General features: G+C 40.6%; 13 protein-coding genes and 1 pseudogene. 7 read left to right on the top strand and 7 right to left on the bottom strand.

All coding sequences use genetic code 11. The annotated features are described in order from the left end of the window. Positions 1-150: 150 nt before the first annotated feature. On the top strand, positions 151-975 hold the full coding sequence (locus HLH18_RS14100) for an rRNA large subunit pseudouridine synthase E (RefSeq protein ID WP_171547337.1): 825 nt from the start codon (positions 151-153) through the stop codon (positions 973-975). A 134-nt stretch (positions 976-1,109) separates the two neighbouring features. On the opposite strand, the gene HLH18_RS14095 is transcribed toward HLH18_RS14100, so the two are convergent. Both HLH18_RS14095 and HLH18_RS14090 read right to left on the bottom strand, forming a co-directional pair. Continuing rightward, the gene (locus tag HLH18_RS14095) at positions 1,110-3,341 is read right to left on the bottom strand and encodes an NADP-dependent isocitrate dehydrogenase (RefSeq protein ID WP_171547336.1); all 2,232 of its coding nucleotides are present in this window, start codon (positions 3,339-3,341) and stop codon (positions 1,110-1,112) included. An 863-nt stretch (positions 3,342-4,204) separates the two neighbouring features. Then, the gene (locus HLH18_RS14090) at positions 4,205-5,908 is read right to left on the bottom strand and encodes a M61 family metallopeptidase (RefSeq protein WP_171547335.1); all 1,704 of its coding nucleotides are present in this window, start codon (positions 5,906-5,908) and stop codon (positions 4,205-4,207) included. Between the two features lie 179 nt (positions 5,909-6,087). On the opposite strand from HLH18_RS14090, the gene HLH18_RS14085 reads away from it, so the two are divergent. The 3 genes and pseudogenes from HLH18_RS14085 (at position 6,088) to slyD (ending at position 8,473) form a co-directional block, all read left to right on the top strand. Beyond that, positions 6,088-7,398 carry a D-alanyl-D-alanine carboxypeptidase PBP6B gene (locus HLH18_RS14085; protein ID WP_171547334.1) on the top strand — a complete coding sequence of 437 codons (1,311 nt, stop codon included), beginning with the start codon at positions 6,088-6,090 and terminating at the stop codon, positions 7,396-7,398. Positions 7,399-7,576: 178 nt separating this feature from the next. Then, positions 7,577-7,855 (top strand): annotated as a pseudogene (locus tag HLH18_RS14080) (NAD(P)/FAD-dependent oxidoreductase); the annotation flags it as partial. 135 nt (positions 7,856-7,990) lie between these two features. Next, complete coding sequence (gene slyD, locus HLH18_RS14075) at positions 7,991-8,473, top strand: peptidylprolyl isomerase (protein WP_131213491.1); 483 nt, start codon at positions 7,991-7,993, stop codon at positions 8,471-8,473. 123 nt (positions 8,474-8,596) lie between these two features. On the opposite strand, the gene HLH18_RS14070 is transcribed toward slyD, so the two are convergent. Both HLH18_RS14070 and HLH18_RS14065 read right to left on the bottom strand, forming a co-directional pair. Further along, entirely contained in the window at positions 8,597-9,295 is a 699-nt protein-coding gene (locus HLH18_RS14070) for a Crp/Fnr family transcriptional regulator (protein ID WP_171547333.1), read from the bottom strand. Positions 9,296-9,440: 145 nt separating this feature from the next. Beyond that, entirely contained in the window at positions 9,441-10,412 is a 972-nt protein-coding gene (locus tag HLH18_RS14065; RefSeq protein ID WP_171547332.1) for a TauD/TfdA dioxygenase family protein, read from the bottom strand. Between the two features lie 288 nt (positions 10,413-10,700). Here HLH18_RS14065 and HLH18_RS14060 point away from each other — a divergent pair, with 288 nt between their 5' ends. After that, a complete protein-coding gene (locus HLH18_RS14060) occupies positions 10,701-11,189 on the top strand; it encodes a TIGR00645 family protein (RefSeq protein ID WP_171547331.1) in 489 nt (162 codons plus the stop codon). Positions 11,190-11,245: 56 nt separating this feature from the next. Here the strand turns inward: HLH18_RS14060 and rnk are convergent, their stop codons facing one another. The 3 genes from rnk to HLH18_RS14045 form a co-directional block, all read right to left on the bottom strand. Then, the gene (rnk, locus tag HLH18_RS14055; RefSeq protein ID WP_171547330.1) at positions 11,246-11,650 is read right to left on the bottom strand and encodes a nucleoside diphosphate kinase regulator; all 405 of its coding nucleotides are present in this window, start codon (positions 11,648-11,650) and stop codon (positions 11,246-11,248) included. Between the two features lie 166 nt (positions 11,651-11,816). After that, positions 11,817-13,070 carry a serine hydroxymethyltransferase gene (glyA, locus tag HLH18_RS14050; RefSeq protein WP_171547329.1) on the bottom strand — a complete coding sequence of 418 codons (1,254 nt, stop codon included), beginning with the start codon at positions 13,068-13,070 and terminating at the stop codon, positions 11,817-11,819. A gap of 256 nt (positions 13,071-13,326) precedes the next feature. Continuing rightward, positions 13,327-14,553 carry an alpha/beta hydrolase gene (locus HLH18_RS14045; protein ID WP_171547328.1) on the bottom strand — a complete coding sequence of 409 codons (1,227 nt, stop codon included), beginning with the start codon at positions 14,551-14,553 and terminating at the stop codon, positions 13,327-13,329. Positions 14,554-14,763: 210 nt separating this feature from the next. Between HLH18_RS14045 and HLH18_RS14040 the strand changes: the two genes are divergently transcribed. Then, positions 14,764-15,204, top strand: coding sequence for a hypothetical protein (locus HLH18_RS14040; RefSeq protein WP_171547327.1), 441 nt, complete (start codon positions 14,764-14,766; stop codon positions 15,202-15,204). 93 nt (positions 15,205-15,297) lie between these two features. Continuing rightward, the gene (locus HLH18_RS14035) at positions 15,298-15,996 is read left to right on the top strand and encodes an exonuclease domain-containing protein (protein ID WP_131286484.1); all 699 of its coding nucleotides are present in this window, start codon (positions 15,298-15,300) and stop codon (positions 15,994-15,996) included. Positions 15,997-16,024 lie beyond the last annotated feature (28 nt).

Raw genomic sequence — 16,024 nt, 5'->3', positions numbered from 1 at the left:
CCAATATGCAATACTTTCAACTTATCTTAACGCATAATATTGTAATCCTATTTAAGTGTTTTTGAGATTTACAGGGGAAATAACGCCATTTCTCCATAAAATAAAACTCAACGTTTCCAGTATTTATCATTATCAAAGTAGTTATTTTCTATGAAAATCGTCATTCTTAATAAACCTTATGACGTTCTCTCCCAGTTCCGTGCCGATGAGAAACATCAAACCATGGCTGATTTCACTCAAGACCCTGATCTTCGTATCGCTGGTCGTCTTGATTTAGACTCAGAAGGCTTAATGTTCTTAACCGATCATGGTGGTTTGAACCAGTTTATTACCAACCCTGCCAACAAAAAGTTTAAAACTTATGTGGTACAGGTTGATGGTGACATCACCGAAGAAGCTTTAGAGCAACTTCGTAAAGGTGTTGAGCTTAAAGATGGCATCACCCTGCCTGCTCAAGCCAAAAAAATTGATGAGCCGGACTGGTTATGGGAACGTACGCCACCCGTACGTTTTCGTGCTAGCGTTCCAACTTCATGGGTAGAAATTCAAATTTGTGAAGGTCGTAACCGTCAGGTTCGTCGCATGACCTCTGCGGTAGGTTTTCCAACTTTACGTTTGATTCGTACTCAAATTGGTAGCCTCAGCATTGTAAAATTGGGCTTACAGCCCGGTGAGCAAGTGGAGATCGAACCTTTACTTTACCCAGACTTTAAAGATGTTCCTGCGGACAAACCGTATGAAGGTCGTTCCTTTGCGAAAAAGACTACAACCAAGAAACAGCATTTCTCGGTTGCTAAAGACAAAGCACGCGAAGCAAAAGGCGAAGCGCCATTCAAAGGCAAGAAAAAAGCCAGTGGTGGTACAACGCGTATTTGGCAAATGGATGATGCGGATAAACCACGTCGCAAAACCAATGGTACGACACGCCCAAATACTAAAGCACCTCGTGGTCGTGGACGTAGTAACGGTCGCTAAAATTGAGTTTAAATAAGTTCCTTTTTGGGGGAGTGTTCGTACCGTAGAAATTGCGGACGAAAAAAAGCCGGTGCATATGCACCGGCTTTTTTATCGACTCCACCCTACAGCAAAGCCGATAGGTTCAAGCGAGATTAAACAGAAGCAAGAGCAGCGTTTAAGGTTGCGCTTGGACGCATCACAGCATTTACTTTCTCTTGATCAAGAGCGTAGTAACCGCCGATGTCAGCCGCTTTACCTTGAACAGCAGCTAGCTCAGCAACGATCTTGTCTTCGTTTTCAGCCAATGCTTTAGCAAGCGGAGCAAACTTCGCTTTCAATTCAGCATTTTCATCTTGAGCAGCTAACGCTTCAGCCCAGAATTTTGCTAGGTAGAAGTGGCTGCCACGGTTATCAAGTTCGCCAGTGCGACGCGATGGTGACTTGTCATTGTCGAGCAATTTGCCAGTCGCTTGGTCTAATGTCTTAGCCAATAACTTCGCAGCAGCATTGTCTTCTTTGATGCCCATTTCTTCTAGAGAAACAGCAAGCGCCATGAACTCACCCAGTGAATCCCAACGCAAGTGGTTTTCTTCAACCAACTGCTGTACGTGTTTGGGAGCAGAACCGCCTGCACCTGTTTCGTACATACCACCACCCGCCATTAACGGCACGATAGAAAGCATTTTCGCTGAAGTACCCAATTCCATGATTGGGAATAAGTCTGTCAGGTAGTCACGTAAGATGTTACCTGTTACAGAGATTGTATCTAGACCACGAGCAACACGTTCAAGCGTATAACGCATTGCACGAACTTGTGACATGATTTGGATATCTAAACCGTCAGTGTCATGATCTTTCAAGTATTTTTCAACTTTCTTGATCAATTCGTTTTCGTGTGGACGGTACGGGTCAAGCCAGAAGATTGCCGGCATGCCAGAGTTACGCGCGCGAGTTACCGCAAGTTTCACCCAGTCACGGATCGGTGCATCTTTCACCTGACACATACGCCAGATATCGCCTTCCTCAACATTTTGCGACATCAACACTTCACCTGTTTCAAGATCAGTGATGTTGGCAATACCCGCTTCAGGAATTTCAAACGTTTTGTCGTGTGAGCCGTATTCTTCAGCTTTTTGCGCCATCAAGCCAACGTTAGGTACAGTACCCATTGTTTTTGGATCGAAGTTGCCATTCCACTTACAGAAATTGATCATTTCTTGGTAGATACGTGCGAAAGTCGATTCAGGCATTACGGCTTTACAGTCGTAAGGTTTGCCGTCAGCACCCCACATTTTACCACCACCACGGATCATTGCAGGCATAGAAGCATCTACAATGACGTCGTTTGGTGAATGGAAGTTGGTGATGCCTTTTGCTGAATCAACCATCGCAAGTGCTGGACGGTGTTCTTGACACGCGTGCAAGTCACGGATGATTTCTTCACGCTGCGATGCAGGTAAAGTTTCAAGCTTCTCGTAAAGACTCGCCATACCGTTATTGATGTTAACACCTAACTCATCAAATAACTTGCCATGCTTCTCAAACGCATCTTTGTAGTAAATTTTCACACAGTGACCGAATACGATCGGGTGTGAAACTTTCATCATGGTTGCTTTAACGTGTAAAGAGAACAAAATGCCCGCTTCACGACAGTCTTCAAGTTCTTTCTCGTAGAAGTCGCAAAGTGCTTTTTTGCTCATAAACATTGAGTCGATGATTTCGCCATCTTTCAATGCAACTTTTTGTTTAAGAACGATGGTTTCGCCACTTTTCGTGATCAATTCCATTTTCACGTCACGCGCGCGGTCAAGTGTCATTGACTTTTCGCCGTGGTAGAAGTCACCTTCATTCATGTGCGAAACGTGAGTTTGTGACCACTGTTTCCACTCGCTCATTGAATGCGGGTGTTTCTTAACGTAGTTTTTCACTGCGGCAGGCGCACGACGGTCAGAGTTACCTTCACGTAATACTGGGTTTACAGCAGAGCCTAAGCATTTGCCATAACGAACCTTGATTGATTTTTCTTCTTCAGTCGTTGGGTTTTCCGGATAATCCGGGATTGCATAGCCTTTTGACTGAAGTTCTTTAATACACGCTGTTAGCTGGCCAACAGAGGCACTGATATTCGGTAATTTAATAATGTTGGTATCTGGATCTTGTGTAAGATGACCTAGCTCCGCGAGGATATCGGGAACTTTCTGCTCTTCATTTAGGCAGTCTGCAAATTCTGCGAGCACGCGAACGGCTACAGAGATGTCACTTTTGACAATCTCGATACCGGCCGGCTTGGTAAAGGTCTCAATGATCGGCAGCAGCGAATAAGTCGCCAACAATGGCGCCTCGTCAGTCAGAGTGTAAATGATAGTTGACTTTCCACCAGCCATATATAGCCCCTTGCGTTAGATTGAGTTTTGAGAACCGAGCTTTTGGCCCAGCCCTACGAACCGATTTGCTTAAATAAAACATCGAAAGTATCGGTGCTCATTGCACCTCAGCTAAACAACAATATTGTTTCATATTGCTTCTTGGCTGAAAATTCATATATATCGGTGTTGTTCACCAATCCTTATATTCTACTTGAAATTTCGTATTTTTTCGAGTACAGGCAGTCTCAGCTGGTCTCTTCGACTACATTCACACACCTCATTACATGAGCAACGACTCAAGACTTTAATAACAAATATTATTTATTTATCAATATCTTATATTAATTAAACTCTAGATTAATGATCAAAATTTAAACCGATCAATTTACTGTTTTACAACCCAATTAATTAAAACATGTTGGGTATCATGGAAATAAATCATACATAAAGGAATACGATGCAAATTTTTTCCTGATCAGCCGAAAAAGTAGTCATTGTGAAGTCTGCGCTCCTTACTTAAGTTTTACTAAACTTTAAAGGCTTTCGAGCGGTAATTTTCAACGGAATATTGTGGGAGAATCCAAGATATAAATGTTGTCCTTGAAGCTCAGCAAGGTGATAAATGGGGGATTTTAAAGGTGCGACCCATAAGTAAAATCTAATTTCAGAGCTTTAGCCTAAAGATACCAACCTGAAAAGAGTATAGATAAAATTACTTTTGAACAAATAACGGGTTTAAAGTATAAAATTAAACAAGTAAGAGATATCAAAAGTATCTGTTTGGTTGGTTGAGAAATAAAATCAAATCATTTTTTCATATTAAAAAATAAAAAACCGACGCCTAAGCATCGGTTTTACATGAGTTTAATCAAACTAGCAAATTAAGCCTTCAACCACTTCTCTGCTTTGGCTTGATCTTCAACTTTCAGTTCAACCGTGGTCAAATCAATCGCACCACCTTGAACTTCAAACTGAATAAATTCATCACGGCGGAATGCATATACAGTGAAAATACCTTCTTGTTTTGAATATTTCTCAAGAAGTTTTTCAGAGGCTTTTAAGCCATCAATTGCAACAATCACATCATTGGCTGAAAGACCGGCTTTAGCCCCTGCACTGTCACGACGAACCTGTTGAACCACCACACCTTCAGGTTTATCTGCAACTTTTAGTCCGAATGGCAAAGCTTTTTCATTTTTCAATTCAAAACTTAGACCAAATTCAGGGAACAACTGATCCAGTGGCAATTCGTCTGTAGTGTTAATCAAATGATTAATTTGCTCAAGCCAACTTTGACCTGTCAACTCCTGACACAAATCAAAGATGGTACGTTCATTCACTTGAATGCCTTTTTGCGCATTTTCATACAGCTTACGCATGAGTGCATCAAGGCTTGAACCTTTAAGACGCAACCCTAAATCCAGACACAACGCCACCAAACAACCTTTGTTGTAATAGCTTGTGCCTGCATTATTCGAGTTCTCATCCTGACGGTAAAATTTCACCCATGCATCAAAACTGGATTCCGCCACAGTTTGAATCGCATGACCTGGGTTTTGCAGGTAACGATCAATCTGTACTTTTAATAAAGCAATATACGATTCTTGATTGATGACACCGCTACGCAGCAAAATCAGATCATCGTAATAAGAGGTAAAGCCTTCAAAGATCCAGAGGAGTGAGGTATAGCCTTCTCTATTCAAATCATAATTGACAAAGTTTTCCGGACGAATAAATTTCACCAGCCAAGAGTGGAAATATTCGTGACTGCATAAACCCAGGAAACGTTGATAATCTTTCGATGGCTCTTCTGGCTCATCTGCTTTTGGCAGGTCATCACGTGGCGTAATTAAGCTCGTACTATTCGGGTGTTCTAAACCACCATAACTATTGCCTGTTGCCATCGTCATGAAAGTATAATTTTCAAATGGCGCTGAACCAAACATTGAAATTTCTGTGCTACAGATTTTTTCAATGTCTTGCTGCATACGCTGGGCATTCATGGCATGTTTGCCCGAAACCACGAACTCGTGCGGAATACCATTGGCTTCAAAACTAAAACGGGTTTGATCAGCCAGTTCAAATGGCGAATCAATCAGCTGCGCATAGTTTTTAGCTTTTAAGGTATAACGACCTTTGACCAGGCTTTTATTTTCCAAACCGGTAGCCAATTGGAAGTGTTTCAGTTCTGGCGGCAAGAACACTTCAACTTCAATGGCTTTATCTTCCTGACCTTCCAGTCCCAAACATGCACAGGCTGGATTCACGTATAAACGTGTCTGATCCACATATGCACCGCGAACAGACAAATCATAGGCATAAACATCATATTCAACTGTAATCAGTTCATGATCGGTATTAAATAAACGCCATTTATTCTTTTCAAATTTTTGAATCTGTAAAATGCGGCCATCTTCATCATATGCTTTGACTGATTCAAGATGCTTTGAAAACTCGCGAATCAAATAACTTCCCGGAATCCAGGTCGGTAAAGAAAGTACTTGGGTAGGATTTGCTAAAAAGCGAAGTGTCACGTGAACTAGATGCTGACGATAATCGTCAAATTCGATTTGATAATGCAACATAATGGGCAATACAAAATAAAAAAAGGTAACTTGGCAATTAGCTTAGCATTTTTTTACAAAGCAATGCGAACTGTCGCAATTGTCTACAATTCTGACTAGCCATTGCTAAAAAAAAAGCATAGCATGCCCGTGATTTTTTGCATTTTAAAGTCAATGGATTGGCAAATAAAGGAACATCATTGAAAGCTGTCATCTACCTCGTCGCGTCTCTTTGTTTATTGTGCTCCACGATAGTCAATGCTGCACTACTGAACCTCGTCCCTGAAAGCGTTGAAGCTGCTGCATGGACCATTCTTGATACCCAATCTGGACAAGTGATTGCGGAGCACAATAGCCATGAGCAACGTGCACCAGCATCGATGACCAAAATGATGGTTGCGTATATAGCGCTGAAAGAAATTGAAGCGGGGCGTTTAAAAAAGGATGAAATCATCACTGCAACACCGGTGGTAAAAATGGTGCAGTGGGATGAATCACAAATGTACCTGAAAGAAGGTGATCAGATCTCCATTGATCAGCTGCTGGCGGGTTTGATCGTGATGTCAGCCAATGATGCTGCCGTGACTTTAGCGGAACGTATTTCAGGGACAGTACCGGCTTTCATCCAACGCATGAATAAAGAAGCCAAAGCTTTGGGAATGAACGATACACATTTTGCCAATGCACCCGGTGTAACCATGCCAGATCATTTTTCCTCTGCACATGACATGGCACTGCTGGGTCAAGCACTCGCATTACAAACACCTGAATACTTACATTATTCAGTGATGCCAAGTTTCAGTTATAACCAGCGTTTTCACCGCGCAACCAATTTGGCGCTCAAATTTGACCCAACTGTGGATGGTTTAAAAACCGGTTTTACCAAAGCCGCAGGTTATAACCTGGCACTGACTGCACACCGTCCTACCGGTAATCCGGCACTGCCTGAACGTCGCCTGATTGTCGTGGTTATGGGCACAAAAAATGCTTTAAAACGTGCTGAAGTTGCTCACACCCTGCTGAACATGGCTTATACCTATACTCGCAATGAAGTGGCAATTAAAGACAAGCAGCTGATTGCTGAATTGCCGGTGATCAAATCCACTTTAAAAATGTTTAAACTGGAAACCAGTAAACCGCAAATTGTGACTACATCTTTATATGACCAGCCTTATGCAATTGATCTGCAAACCTATGACACCGTAAATCAGCGCATCATGTTGAATACAGGCAATGGAACGATTCAGGTGATCGATCCATTACAAGAAACAAAAACCCACTTAAATGTCGAAATCAAAGAAAAACTACTGACTGCCCCATTAGCAAAAGTGATGGAATTGGCAACTGTGCAGGTTTATCAAAACAACCAGTTGATTCGCACCATTGCGATTGAAAATGATGTACAAATTGAAGAAGCCAATTTCTTCCAGAAAATTGTGATTTGGTTTAAACAACTTTTTACTTTTTTCTCCAGTGATGAGGTGGAAGTCAAAACTTATCCACTAAGCTAATCGCGTGACATTTCTTTAAGTTAGGTAAGCTGTATAACCATCTAAACAAAAGCAATGAATTGAAGATGGCATCCATATGCCATCTTCTTTTTTTGTCTTTAAAAGAACAAATAGGTCAAATATGAGTAATCTGCATAAAATCGTCATTATGGGTGGAGGTCTCGGCGGTTTAGAACTTGCAACGCAGCTGGGGGATGCCATGAAAGCCCGCATTCAAGACAAACCACAACCGATGTTCAAATTTTCCGACAAAGGTTCATTGGTGTCATTAAGCCATCATAAAGCAGTGGGAAAATTACTCGGGCAAGTGAGTGTGCAAGGTTTTCTGGCGAAGTCGATTTATGTTTCTTTATATCGACTGCATCAAGCCGCCATTCATGGCGATACTCATGCGGGTCTTTTGAGCGCTAAGGATTTTGTCACAAGAAAAACAGCTTCAAAGATAAAATTACATTGAAATTTTAAAAACCGTCCCTATTATTAAGAAAATGTCATTAAAAATGTAGAAAATGCAGTTTTTTGATAAATATGATCTACAAAATCTGCTTTTCACTTTATGATGTCCCCTTTAAAAATTGAATGGATCAATAACATGACTGCTATTGCAAATGACCTCGTGGTTTCTTTCCACTACACGTTGACTAACGCAGAAGGCGAAACTCTCGACCAATCACAAGGTGAACCACTTGCATATTTGCACGGTGCAGGTAACATCATCCCAGGTTTAGAAAATGCTTTGGAAGGCAAAACTGTTGGTGATAAATTTACTGTAAATGTTCCTGCAGCTGAAGGTTATGGCGAATATAACCCAGAAATGGTTCAAGAAGTTCCTGCTCAAATGTTCCAAGGCGTGGACAACATCCAACCGGGCATGCAGTTCCAAGCTCAAACTGATGACGGCGTGCAAATCGTGACTGTTAAAGCAGTTGAAGGCGACACAATCGTTGTGGATGCTAACTTCCCACTTGCTGGTCAAGACTTAACTTTCGAAGTTGAAATTGTTGAAATTCGTGAAGCTTCTGCTGAAGAATTAGAACACGGTCATGTACACGGCGCTGGTGGTCACCACCACTAAGATCGGTACAGATCAAAAAAGGCAAAGTTTTACTTTGCCTTTTTTATTGCCTGAATTTTTTTATACAGAATTCAATTACCCAAAAAAATTAGTTTGTTTAGCCTTTTTTTAGCAACCTATCCTCTACAGCTGGCTGATTTGTTTTAAGCGCTGAAGATCAATGATCCGAATCTGGCTATAATTCCACTCTACAATGCGTTCCTGTATAAAATATTGCAGCTGCTTATTTAAGGTTTGTCGGGACACATTCAGTAATTCGGCAAATTCCTGTTGGCTCATTTTGAATTGAATCGTTGAAGGCTCCTGACTTGTGGGGGTTGCCTGCTGCCCCAAGATCATTAAATGTCGCGCAATCTTTTGATTGATGCTCGCGGTTTGCAGATAACGGTTTTTCTCCATCAAGCCATACATTCGCTCACTCAGTAATTGAATGATCTGCCACATGGTTTGTGGCTGCTGCTGTAATTGCTCCAGAAAAACCTGCCCTGAAATCACGGCAACTTCAACTTGCTCTACGGCATAAAAATCAAAATTAAGCGGCTTTTGCTGTAAAAATGGCACCAGATTAAATACCGAATACATTTTCACATAATCACTGACTTTAAACTCGCCCTCACTGAGCAACCAGCCAATCTGCATCCGTCCAGACAACAGCACATAGATATCATCCAGTTTTTGCTGATAACGTAAAATCTGTTGTTGGGGTAAAAAACGTAGATATTTTACCTGCTGCATTAACGTTTGATGTGATTGTGCATTGAATGCTGAAAAGACCGCATCCTCCTTGAAAATTTGCTTTAACTTCTCTGCACGACTGAGCATATGAAATTGATGTTCTCATTAAAAAAACCTAGTAAATTAAATACTAGGTTCTGAATCTCTGTAGACCAACCAATTTTTAGCGCTATGTATATCTCGAATTCAGATCAATATCGATTCTACACAGCGCCATCTTACAATTGAGTTATTAGGATGCTTTTTCTAAAATTTGACCGTTTTCAAAGGTAAAATTGGAAATGTCCTGTTTCACGACTTTCTTCAAGCTCACACTTGGACGACCATCTACACCAAACGGAATCTCCCCTTCAATGGTGACACGACGTACTACACGCAGGTCATCACCATAGTCATTAATTGCACGGTGTTGTGTGGCACGGTTATCCCAGATTGCGACATCCCCTACGCTCCAGCGCCAACGAACGATGTTCTCTAAATTTACGGCATAGTCTTGGAATAGTTCAAACAAGCGACGTGAATCTTGGCTGTTATAACCGACAAAGCGTTTGAAGAAGTGACCCAATAATAATGTTTTCTCACCGCTTTCAGGATGCACACGCACCAATGGATGCTCTGTTTCATATTCAGTCGAGTTAAATAACTCACGATATTTTTGATAATTTTCGGTATCTGTTTTAGCCGCTTTGGAAGCATAGTCAAAATCATTGCTATGCACTGCGCGCAAGCGATCTGCCAATTTTTTGAGTTCTTCTGGCAGATCATTATAGGCAGATGTCGTATTTGCCCAAACCGTATCTCCGCCTGCTGCCGGTGCAACAATGCTGCGTAAAATGGAAGCCTTTGGATAATCTTCAATAAAAGTAATATCGGTATGCCATGTATCTGCTCGACCACCACGTGAATCCAGCTCAAGTACATGCGCCGTTCCACTTTTCACGGGAACGGTTGGATGATTCAATGGCTTTCCTAATAATGCAGCAAAACCTTCTTGTTCATCATCGGTTAAGTGCTGCTGATTTTTAAAGAAGATCGCTTTATATTTAACTAGAGCATGGTTAATTTCATAGACCGTTTCTTGGTCTAAAGTTGAAGAGAGTTTGATTCCTTCAATTTCCGCACCAATGCGACCGGTAATCGGTTTGACTTGAATATGTTGATATTGATAGTTCGGATCATAGGGCTTGGTTTGAGTTTGGCTCATGGCTATTCCTTATATTTCAATTTTTATTGCAACGTTGTGTTGTTGAAATACAGTCTGCCCTTAAACTATTTTAAACACTGTCAAACGTTTGACAGTGATCAGCACAATACCTGCTTAAGTTTTGAAGATTCCTGATTTAGCGGTTGAACTTTTAAGTATACGGTGAGTGATATAAGTGAAGTGTTTAAATAATTACAAGCCTTTAAAAAACATAAAAAAAATGTCGAATTTTTAAATTGAATTATTTATGATCAAGTCAAAATATTAAGAATATAGCTTGAGGAATGAATGGAACGTTTCTTTCACAATACCATGTATGCAGCACGCTGGATTTTAGCCCCAGTCTATTTTGGGCTTTCATTTGCATTGCTGCTTTTGGCAATTAAATTCTTTCAGGAAGTCGGGCATGTTCTACCACTTATTTTTGAATATTCTGAAGCAGACTTAATTCTTGTGATTTTGTCTTTAGTGGATATGACTCTAGTGGGTGGCCTGATTGTAATGGTAATGTTTTCAGGTTATGAAAACTTTGTTTCACAACTGAAAATTAAAAATGAAGATACCCGCCTCAACTGGCTTGGCACCATGGATGCAAACTCACTTAAACTTAAAGTTGCTGCTTCCATCGTCGCGATTTCATCTATTCATCTGCTGCGCATTTTTATGGATGCCAAAAATATTCCTAATGACAAAATCATGTGGTACATCATTATGCACCTGACCTTTGTCATTTCAGCATTTATGATGGGTTATCTGGATAAAATTAGTAAGCATTAATTATTTTTGTCTGCATCAAAAAAGCCCCTAGATTTGGGGCTTTTTATTCAAAACGATTATAGGTAATCGCCTTCACGTTCTGGCTGATACAACACTTTTTCAATCTTCACTTTCATCAAATGACCATCCGGCTGTGGCCATTCAATTTCTTGTCCTTCTGCCAGTCCCAAAATTGCTGCGCCTACCGGTGCAAGTACATTGACTTGCCCTTTTTCACCCCGAAAATCATGCGGATACACCAAGGTAATATCCGTAGATTCACTTGCAGGCGCAATAACAATACGCACACGCGCATTCATGGTCACTACATTTTCAGGAACATCTTGTGGAGCAACAACCTCAGCACGCGCAAGCTCGTCTTCAAGATGCTGCATCGTTGGACTCAGTTTAGATTGATGATCAAGCATGGTTTCTAAACGTTGAAGATCTTGTTGAGAAATAATAATTGTTGGTTTAGCCATTTACCTGATTCCTTTGAACGAAAGATGTCATTAGAGCAATAGCAAAATGAGTTATATCTTTTATGGAGTATTGTTCTGTTATAGCAGAAATATGATATTCGAAAAATATGACTTTTAATCATATATAAAAAAAGCCCCTTTGAGGGGGCTTTCTCAAGTCGTTAACTTATTTTGCGTAAACAGGAAATTTAGCACAAACAGCCGCAACTTTTTCTTTAACCGTAGCGATTACTGCTTCATCGCCTTTCGCATCCAAGATGTCTGCGATCCAGCCAGCAAGTTCACGTACTTCAGCTTCGCCGAAACCACGCGTTGTTACAGCAGGAGTACCAATACGGATACCAGAAGTCACGAACGGAGAACGCGGGTCATTTGGTACAGCATTTTTGTTCACAGTAATGTGAGCAGCACCTAACCAAGCATCCGCTTCCTTACCAGTCACATCTTGTTTGATCAATGACAATAAGAACAAATGGTTTTCAGTACCACCAGAAACGATATCGTAACCACGTGCGATTAATACTTCAGCCATTGCTTTAGCATTTACCACAACTTGTTTTTGATATTCTTTGTATTCAGGTGTCATTGCTTCTTTAAAGCAGATTGCTTTAGCCGCAACAGCGTGAACCAATGGGCCACCTTGGTTACCTGGGAATACTGCAGATTGAAGTTTTTTCTCAATCTCTTCGTTTGCTTTAGCCAGGATTAAACCTGAACGTGGGCCACGAAGTGTTTTATGCGTCGTTGTTGTTGTAACGTCAGCGATTTGTACTGGGCTTGGGTAAACACCCGCAGCAACCAAACCAGCAACGTGAGCCATATCTACAAACAGGTAAGCGCCAACCTTGTCCGCGATGTCACGGAAACGTTGCCAATCAACGATTTGGCTATATGCAGAGAAACCAGCAACGATCATGCGTGGCTTGTGTTCTACAGCTAAACGTTCAACTTCTTCGTAATCGATCTCGCCAGTTTCAACATTTAAGCCGTACTGAATCGCATTATACGTTTTACCAGAGAAGCTAACTTTTGCACCGTGAGTCAAGTGACCACCGTGAGCCAAGCTCATACCCAAAACTGTATCGCCCGGGTTAAGAAGCGCCAGGTAAACAGCAGAGTTTGCTTGTGAACCAGCATGTGGCTGAACGTTAGCATAGTCAGCACCAAAGAGTTCTTTAGCACGGTCAATCGCCAATTGTTCGATGATGTCTACATATTCGCAACCGCCATAATAGCGTTTACCAGGGTAGCCTTCCGCATATTTGTTAGTGAGTTTTGAGCCTTGAGCTTCCATAATTGCTGGAGAGCAATAGTTTTCAGAAGCGATTAGCTCGATGTGCGCTTCTTGGCGCTCACCTTCAGCATCAATTGCTTTAGCTAATTCCGGGTCAAATTCAGAAATCGAGATATTGGCAAACATTAGCGAGGTCCTATAAATTAGGGCTTTTAAGCCGTGCTAAGATTGGCGCGTATTGTAGCATGAAGTTTATAAATATCGAGAATGAACTTTGTTCAGTTTTAAATAAAAATAGCTTATGTTTAATTAAAAACATAAGCTATTTAGGTCAAACTAAGTTATTGAGTTGGCATTAGAGATTCAACATTACTTATTCTTTATATATGTAATGTTGAATCCCGGCTTCTTTCTAAACAGAAATTCTTAACAAAGTTAAGGGCTATTGTGCAAACAGAGTTTTAACATTGGCTACAAAGCTATCAGAATTAGATGTATATACCGTAGTATGGTCCCAGTTTGCATTGGTTATATATTGAATTTTCGTTCCTTTAGCTTCTGCGCTTGCTTTCAGCAGATCAGTTGCTGCTTGAGGTACAGTTGGATCTTTTCCACCTTGATAAATAATCACAGGCTGACTTAATTTTACCGTACCCGGTTGTGAGTCTTTGACTAAGAAGTTTTGAATTACCGGTATCGACATAAAATTATCCTGATTTCGCCCATAACCATTTAAAGAACCAAAATGCTCAGGTAATGAAACATAATCAGTCATTCCTTTAGCTAAAGCTGCTCCCACCGGACCTGCACATTCTGTTTCTGCAATAGGTGCAATTTTTGCAGTATCTGCCTTAAAGACCTCAGCATAACTGACCGAAATTTTATGTCTTTGCATTCCTGCAACAATCAAAGAAGTATATGTATCTAAAGATGCTAAAACAGGTATTTGTATATTTGCAGGCTGATCTTTCACCGCGTTTTCACCCCCTTGTAATATTGCAGCAAGGTTTGATGGCGGTGCAATCGCAATCGTTCCTTTATAATCAAGTTTTGCTCTTGAAGCATACTGTGCTGCACCCAAAGCAGCATGTCCGCCCTGAGAGTGACCAATCGTCACCCATTGTGGAGCAGCTTTCTTACCTTGTCGATTTAGGTAATCACGTGTTGCCACTACAGCATCGGTAATAGAAAAGGCTTCACTTTTTAAATTGAGGAATGGATGATTACCAGGTGAGCCCAAACCTTCATAATCAGGAGCCACCACAACATAGCCTTCTGCCAATAGTTTTTTTAGCAATCCTTCAGTTCCCAGCAATCCTTGCTGACTAGGTGCGCATTTATCTGCCACACCCGTTGTACCATGCGCCCAGACGACAATTGGCCAACCATTTGCAGGCTGTACAGTTTTTGGAACAAACACCAAAGCCGTTGCTGTAACTTCCTTATTATCAACACCTAACATTTTATATGTCATCAGCTGACTGTCTGCAGCCACTTCAGGCATACCGTCCGTGGTGTAGGCTGTCACATTCACTACAGGATTTTGAATATTATTTACAGGTATTCCACTATTCGGCCCATTGAAGACCCAATCATTATCGCCACTTCCACAAGCCGTTAAAAATATGACTGAGCTACTCATTAACACTGTTAGCAATGTTTTATTCATATTTGCATTTCCCTATACATTTTTTATTGTGATGATTTAATTATCATGAAGATAAGAACTATTACCTTTATTCTTGATTTTAAACAATGTAATTTCCGACCAAACGAGCAGCACAAAAAATGAGGGGATTTTCTTCAACTTAAATAATTGATTTTTAAAGAACTGGTTTTATACTCTTACAAATATCTAACAATATGTAATCCGAAAAACATGCTTGCTTTTATTTGCCTTATTCTTAGTTTTCTATTGGGTTACGCTATACGAAGTTTAAAAAAAGACAAACCCGTTAACAAAGTTGTACGTCGCTATTCTGCACCGATGACTTATCAACAAAAACTCCATCTAAAAAGTCATCATCAAAATGATAGTGACCGCATTCGTGAATTGAATGAATTAAGCCGAAATCAAAGCGTATTTTTACGATTGCTTAAACAAACGTTTATAAATCATGAAATCGCCATTAAACAAAAACGTTTTATCATTTTAGATCGCGACTATCTGCCATGTGCAATATTTGAATACCGTGATGGCACTCAAGCCATAAAATTGATGGATCATGAAGATGGGCTGCCTTTATATTTATATAAAGGTCTCATTTCGAGCGATGAATTAAAACAAGACTATTTAAACATCATCTCTGGGCAGAAATAAGACAGAATAGTTAAAAGTCGCTGTTTTGAGTTTGTGTCAGCGCATTTGAAAGTGTTAAATTTATTCAAACTTCCGCTATTTATGGATCAGGTCATGCAAGCAATTATTCTCGATACAGAAACCCATACCTTAAATGGACAGCCGATTGAGATTGCGTATGCACCGGTTCAAATTAATGATGGAAAACTTACCCTCGACAAGACACAAATTTTTGACCAACTCTATAGTGTAGATGAACCCATTTCTTATGCGGCAATGGCGGTACATCATATTTTAGAGTCTGAGTTAGTCGATCAGCCCCACTATACGACCTTCACCCTGCCAAGCGACACCACTTACATTATTGGTCACAATATTGATTACGATATTCGCGCACTTGAAAAATGTGGCGTAGATTCCAAAAATATTAAAGCCATTTGTACCCTTGCCCTTGCCCGTTTAGTCTGGCCCGATGCCGAAGCTCATAATATTTCTGCGCTCATTTATATGATTACCAAAGGCAGTGCAAAAGCCCGCGATATGATTAAAAAAGCACATCGTGCCGATATGGATATTATTTTAACGGCGAATATTTTGATGCATGAAATCCATCATCTAAAAATTAAAACTATTGAAGAACTTTATGAAGCATCTGAAGATGCGCGTATTCCACGTAGCATTAATTTTGGTAAACACCGTGGCACTGCCATCACTGATTTACCTGCAGATTATATGCAGTGGCTGCTTCGTCAAGAAGACCTAGACCCTTACCTGCGTAAGGCAATCGAAAATGCAAAGATCGTTACCTTATAATCTTTTGATTTGTAATATTTTTACATAT

The organism is Acinetobacter sp. ANC 5414, assembly GCF_013004295.1.
Taxonomy (GTDB): domain Bacteria; phylum Pseudomonadota; class Gammaproteobacteria; order Pseudomonadales; family Moraxellaceae; genus Acinetobacter.
The sequence above is the reverse complement of the archived record's forward strand: the minus strand, read 5'-3'. Positions and strand labels throughout refer to the sequence as shown.

Bases quoted from the DNA above. Each gene is read 5' to 3' on its own strand.
- HLH18_RS14100 (WP_171547337.1), top strand. From the start codon at position 151: ATGAAAATCGTCATTCTTAATAAACCTTATGACGTTCTCTCCCAGTTC.
- HLH18_RS14095 (WP_171547336.1), bottom strand. From the start codon at position 3,341: ATGGCTGGTGGAAAGTCAACTATCATTTACACTCTGACTGACGAGGCG.
- HLH18_RS14090 (WP_171547335.1), bottom strand. From the start codon at position 5,908: ATGTTGCATTATCAAATCGAATTTGACGATTATCGTCAGCATCTAGTT.
- slyD (WP_131213491.1), top strand. From the start codon at position 7,991: ATGACTGCTATTGCAAATGACCTCGTGGTTTCTTTCCACTACACGTTG.
- HLH18_RS14070 (WP_171547333.1), bottom strand. From the start codon at position 9,295: ATGCTCAGTCGTGCAGAGAAGTTAAAGCAAATTTTCAAGGAGGATGCG.
- HLH18_RS14065 (WP_171547332.1), bottom strand. From the start codon at position 10,412: ATGAGCCAAACTCAAACCAAGCCCTATGATCCGAACTATCAATATCAA.
- HLH18_RS14060 (WP_171547331.1), top strand. From the start codon at position 10,701: ATGGAACGTTTCTTTCACAATACCATGTATGCAGCACGCTGGATTTTA.
- rnk (WP_171547330.1), bottom strand. From the start codon at position 11,650: ATGGCTAAACCAACAATTATTATTTCTCAACAAGATCTTCAACGTTTA.
- glyA (WP_171547329.1), bottom strand. From the start codon at position 13,070: ATGTTTGCCAATATCTCGATTTCTGAATTTGACCCGGAATTAGCTAAA.
- HLH18_RS14045 (WP_171547328.1), bottom strand. From the start codon at position 14,553: ATGAATAAAACATTGCTAACAGTGTTAATGAGTAGCTCAGTCATATTT.
- HLH18_RS14040 (WP_171547327.1), top strand. From the start codon at position 14,764: ATGCTTGCTTTTATTTGCCTTATTCTTAGTTTTCTATTGGGTTACGCT.
- HLH18_RS14035 (WP_131286484.1), top strand. From the start codon at position 15,298: ATGCAAGCAATTATTCTCGATACAGAAACCCATACCTTAAATGGACAG.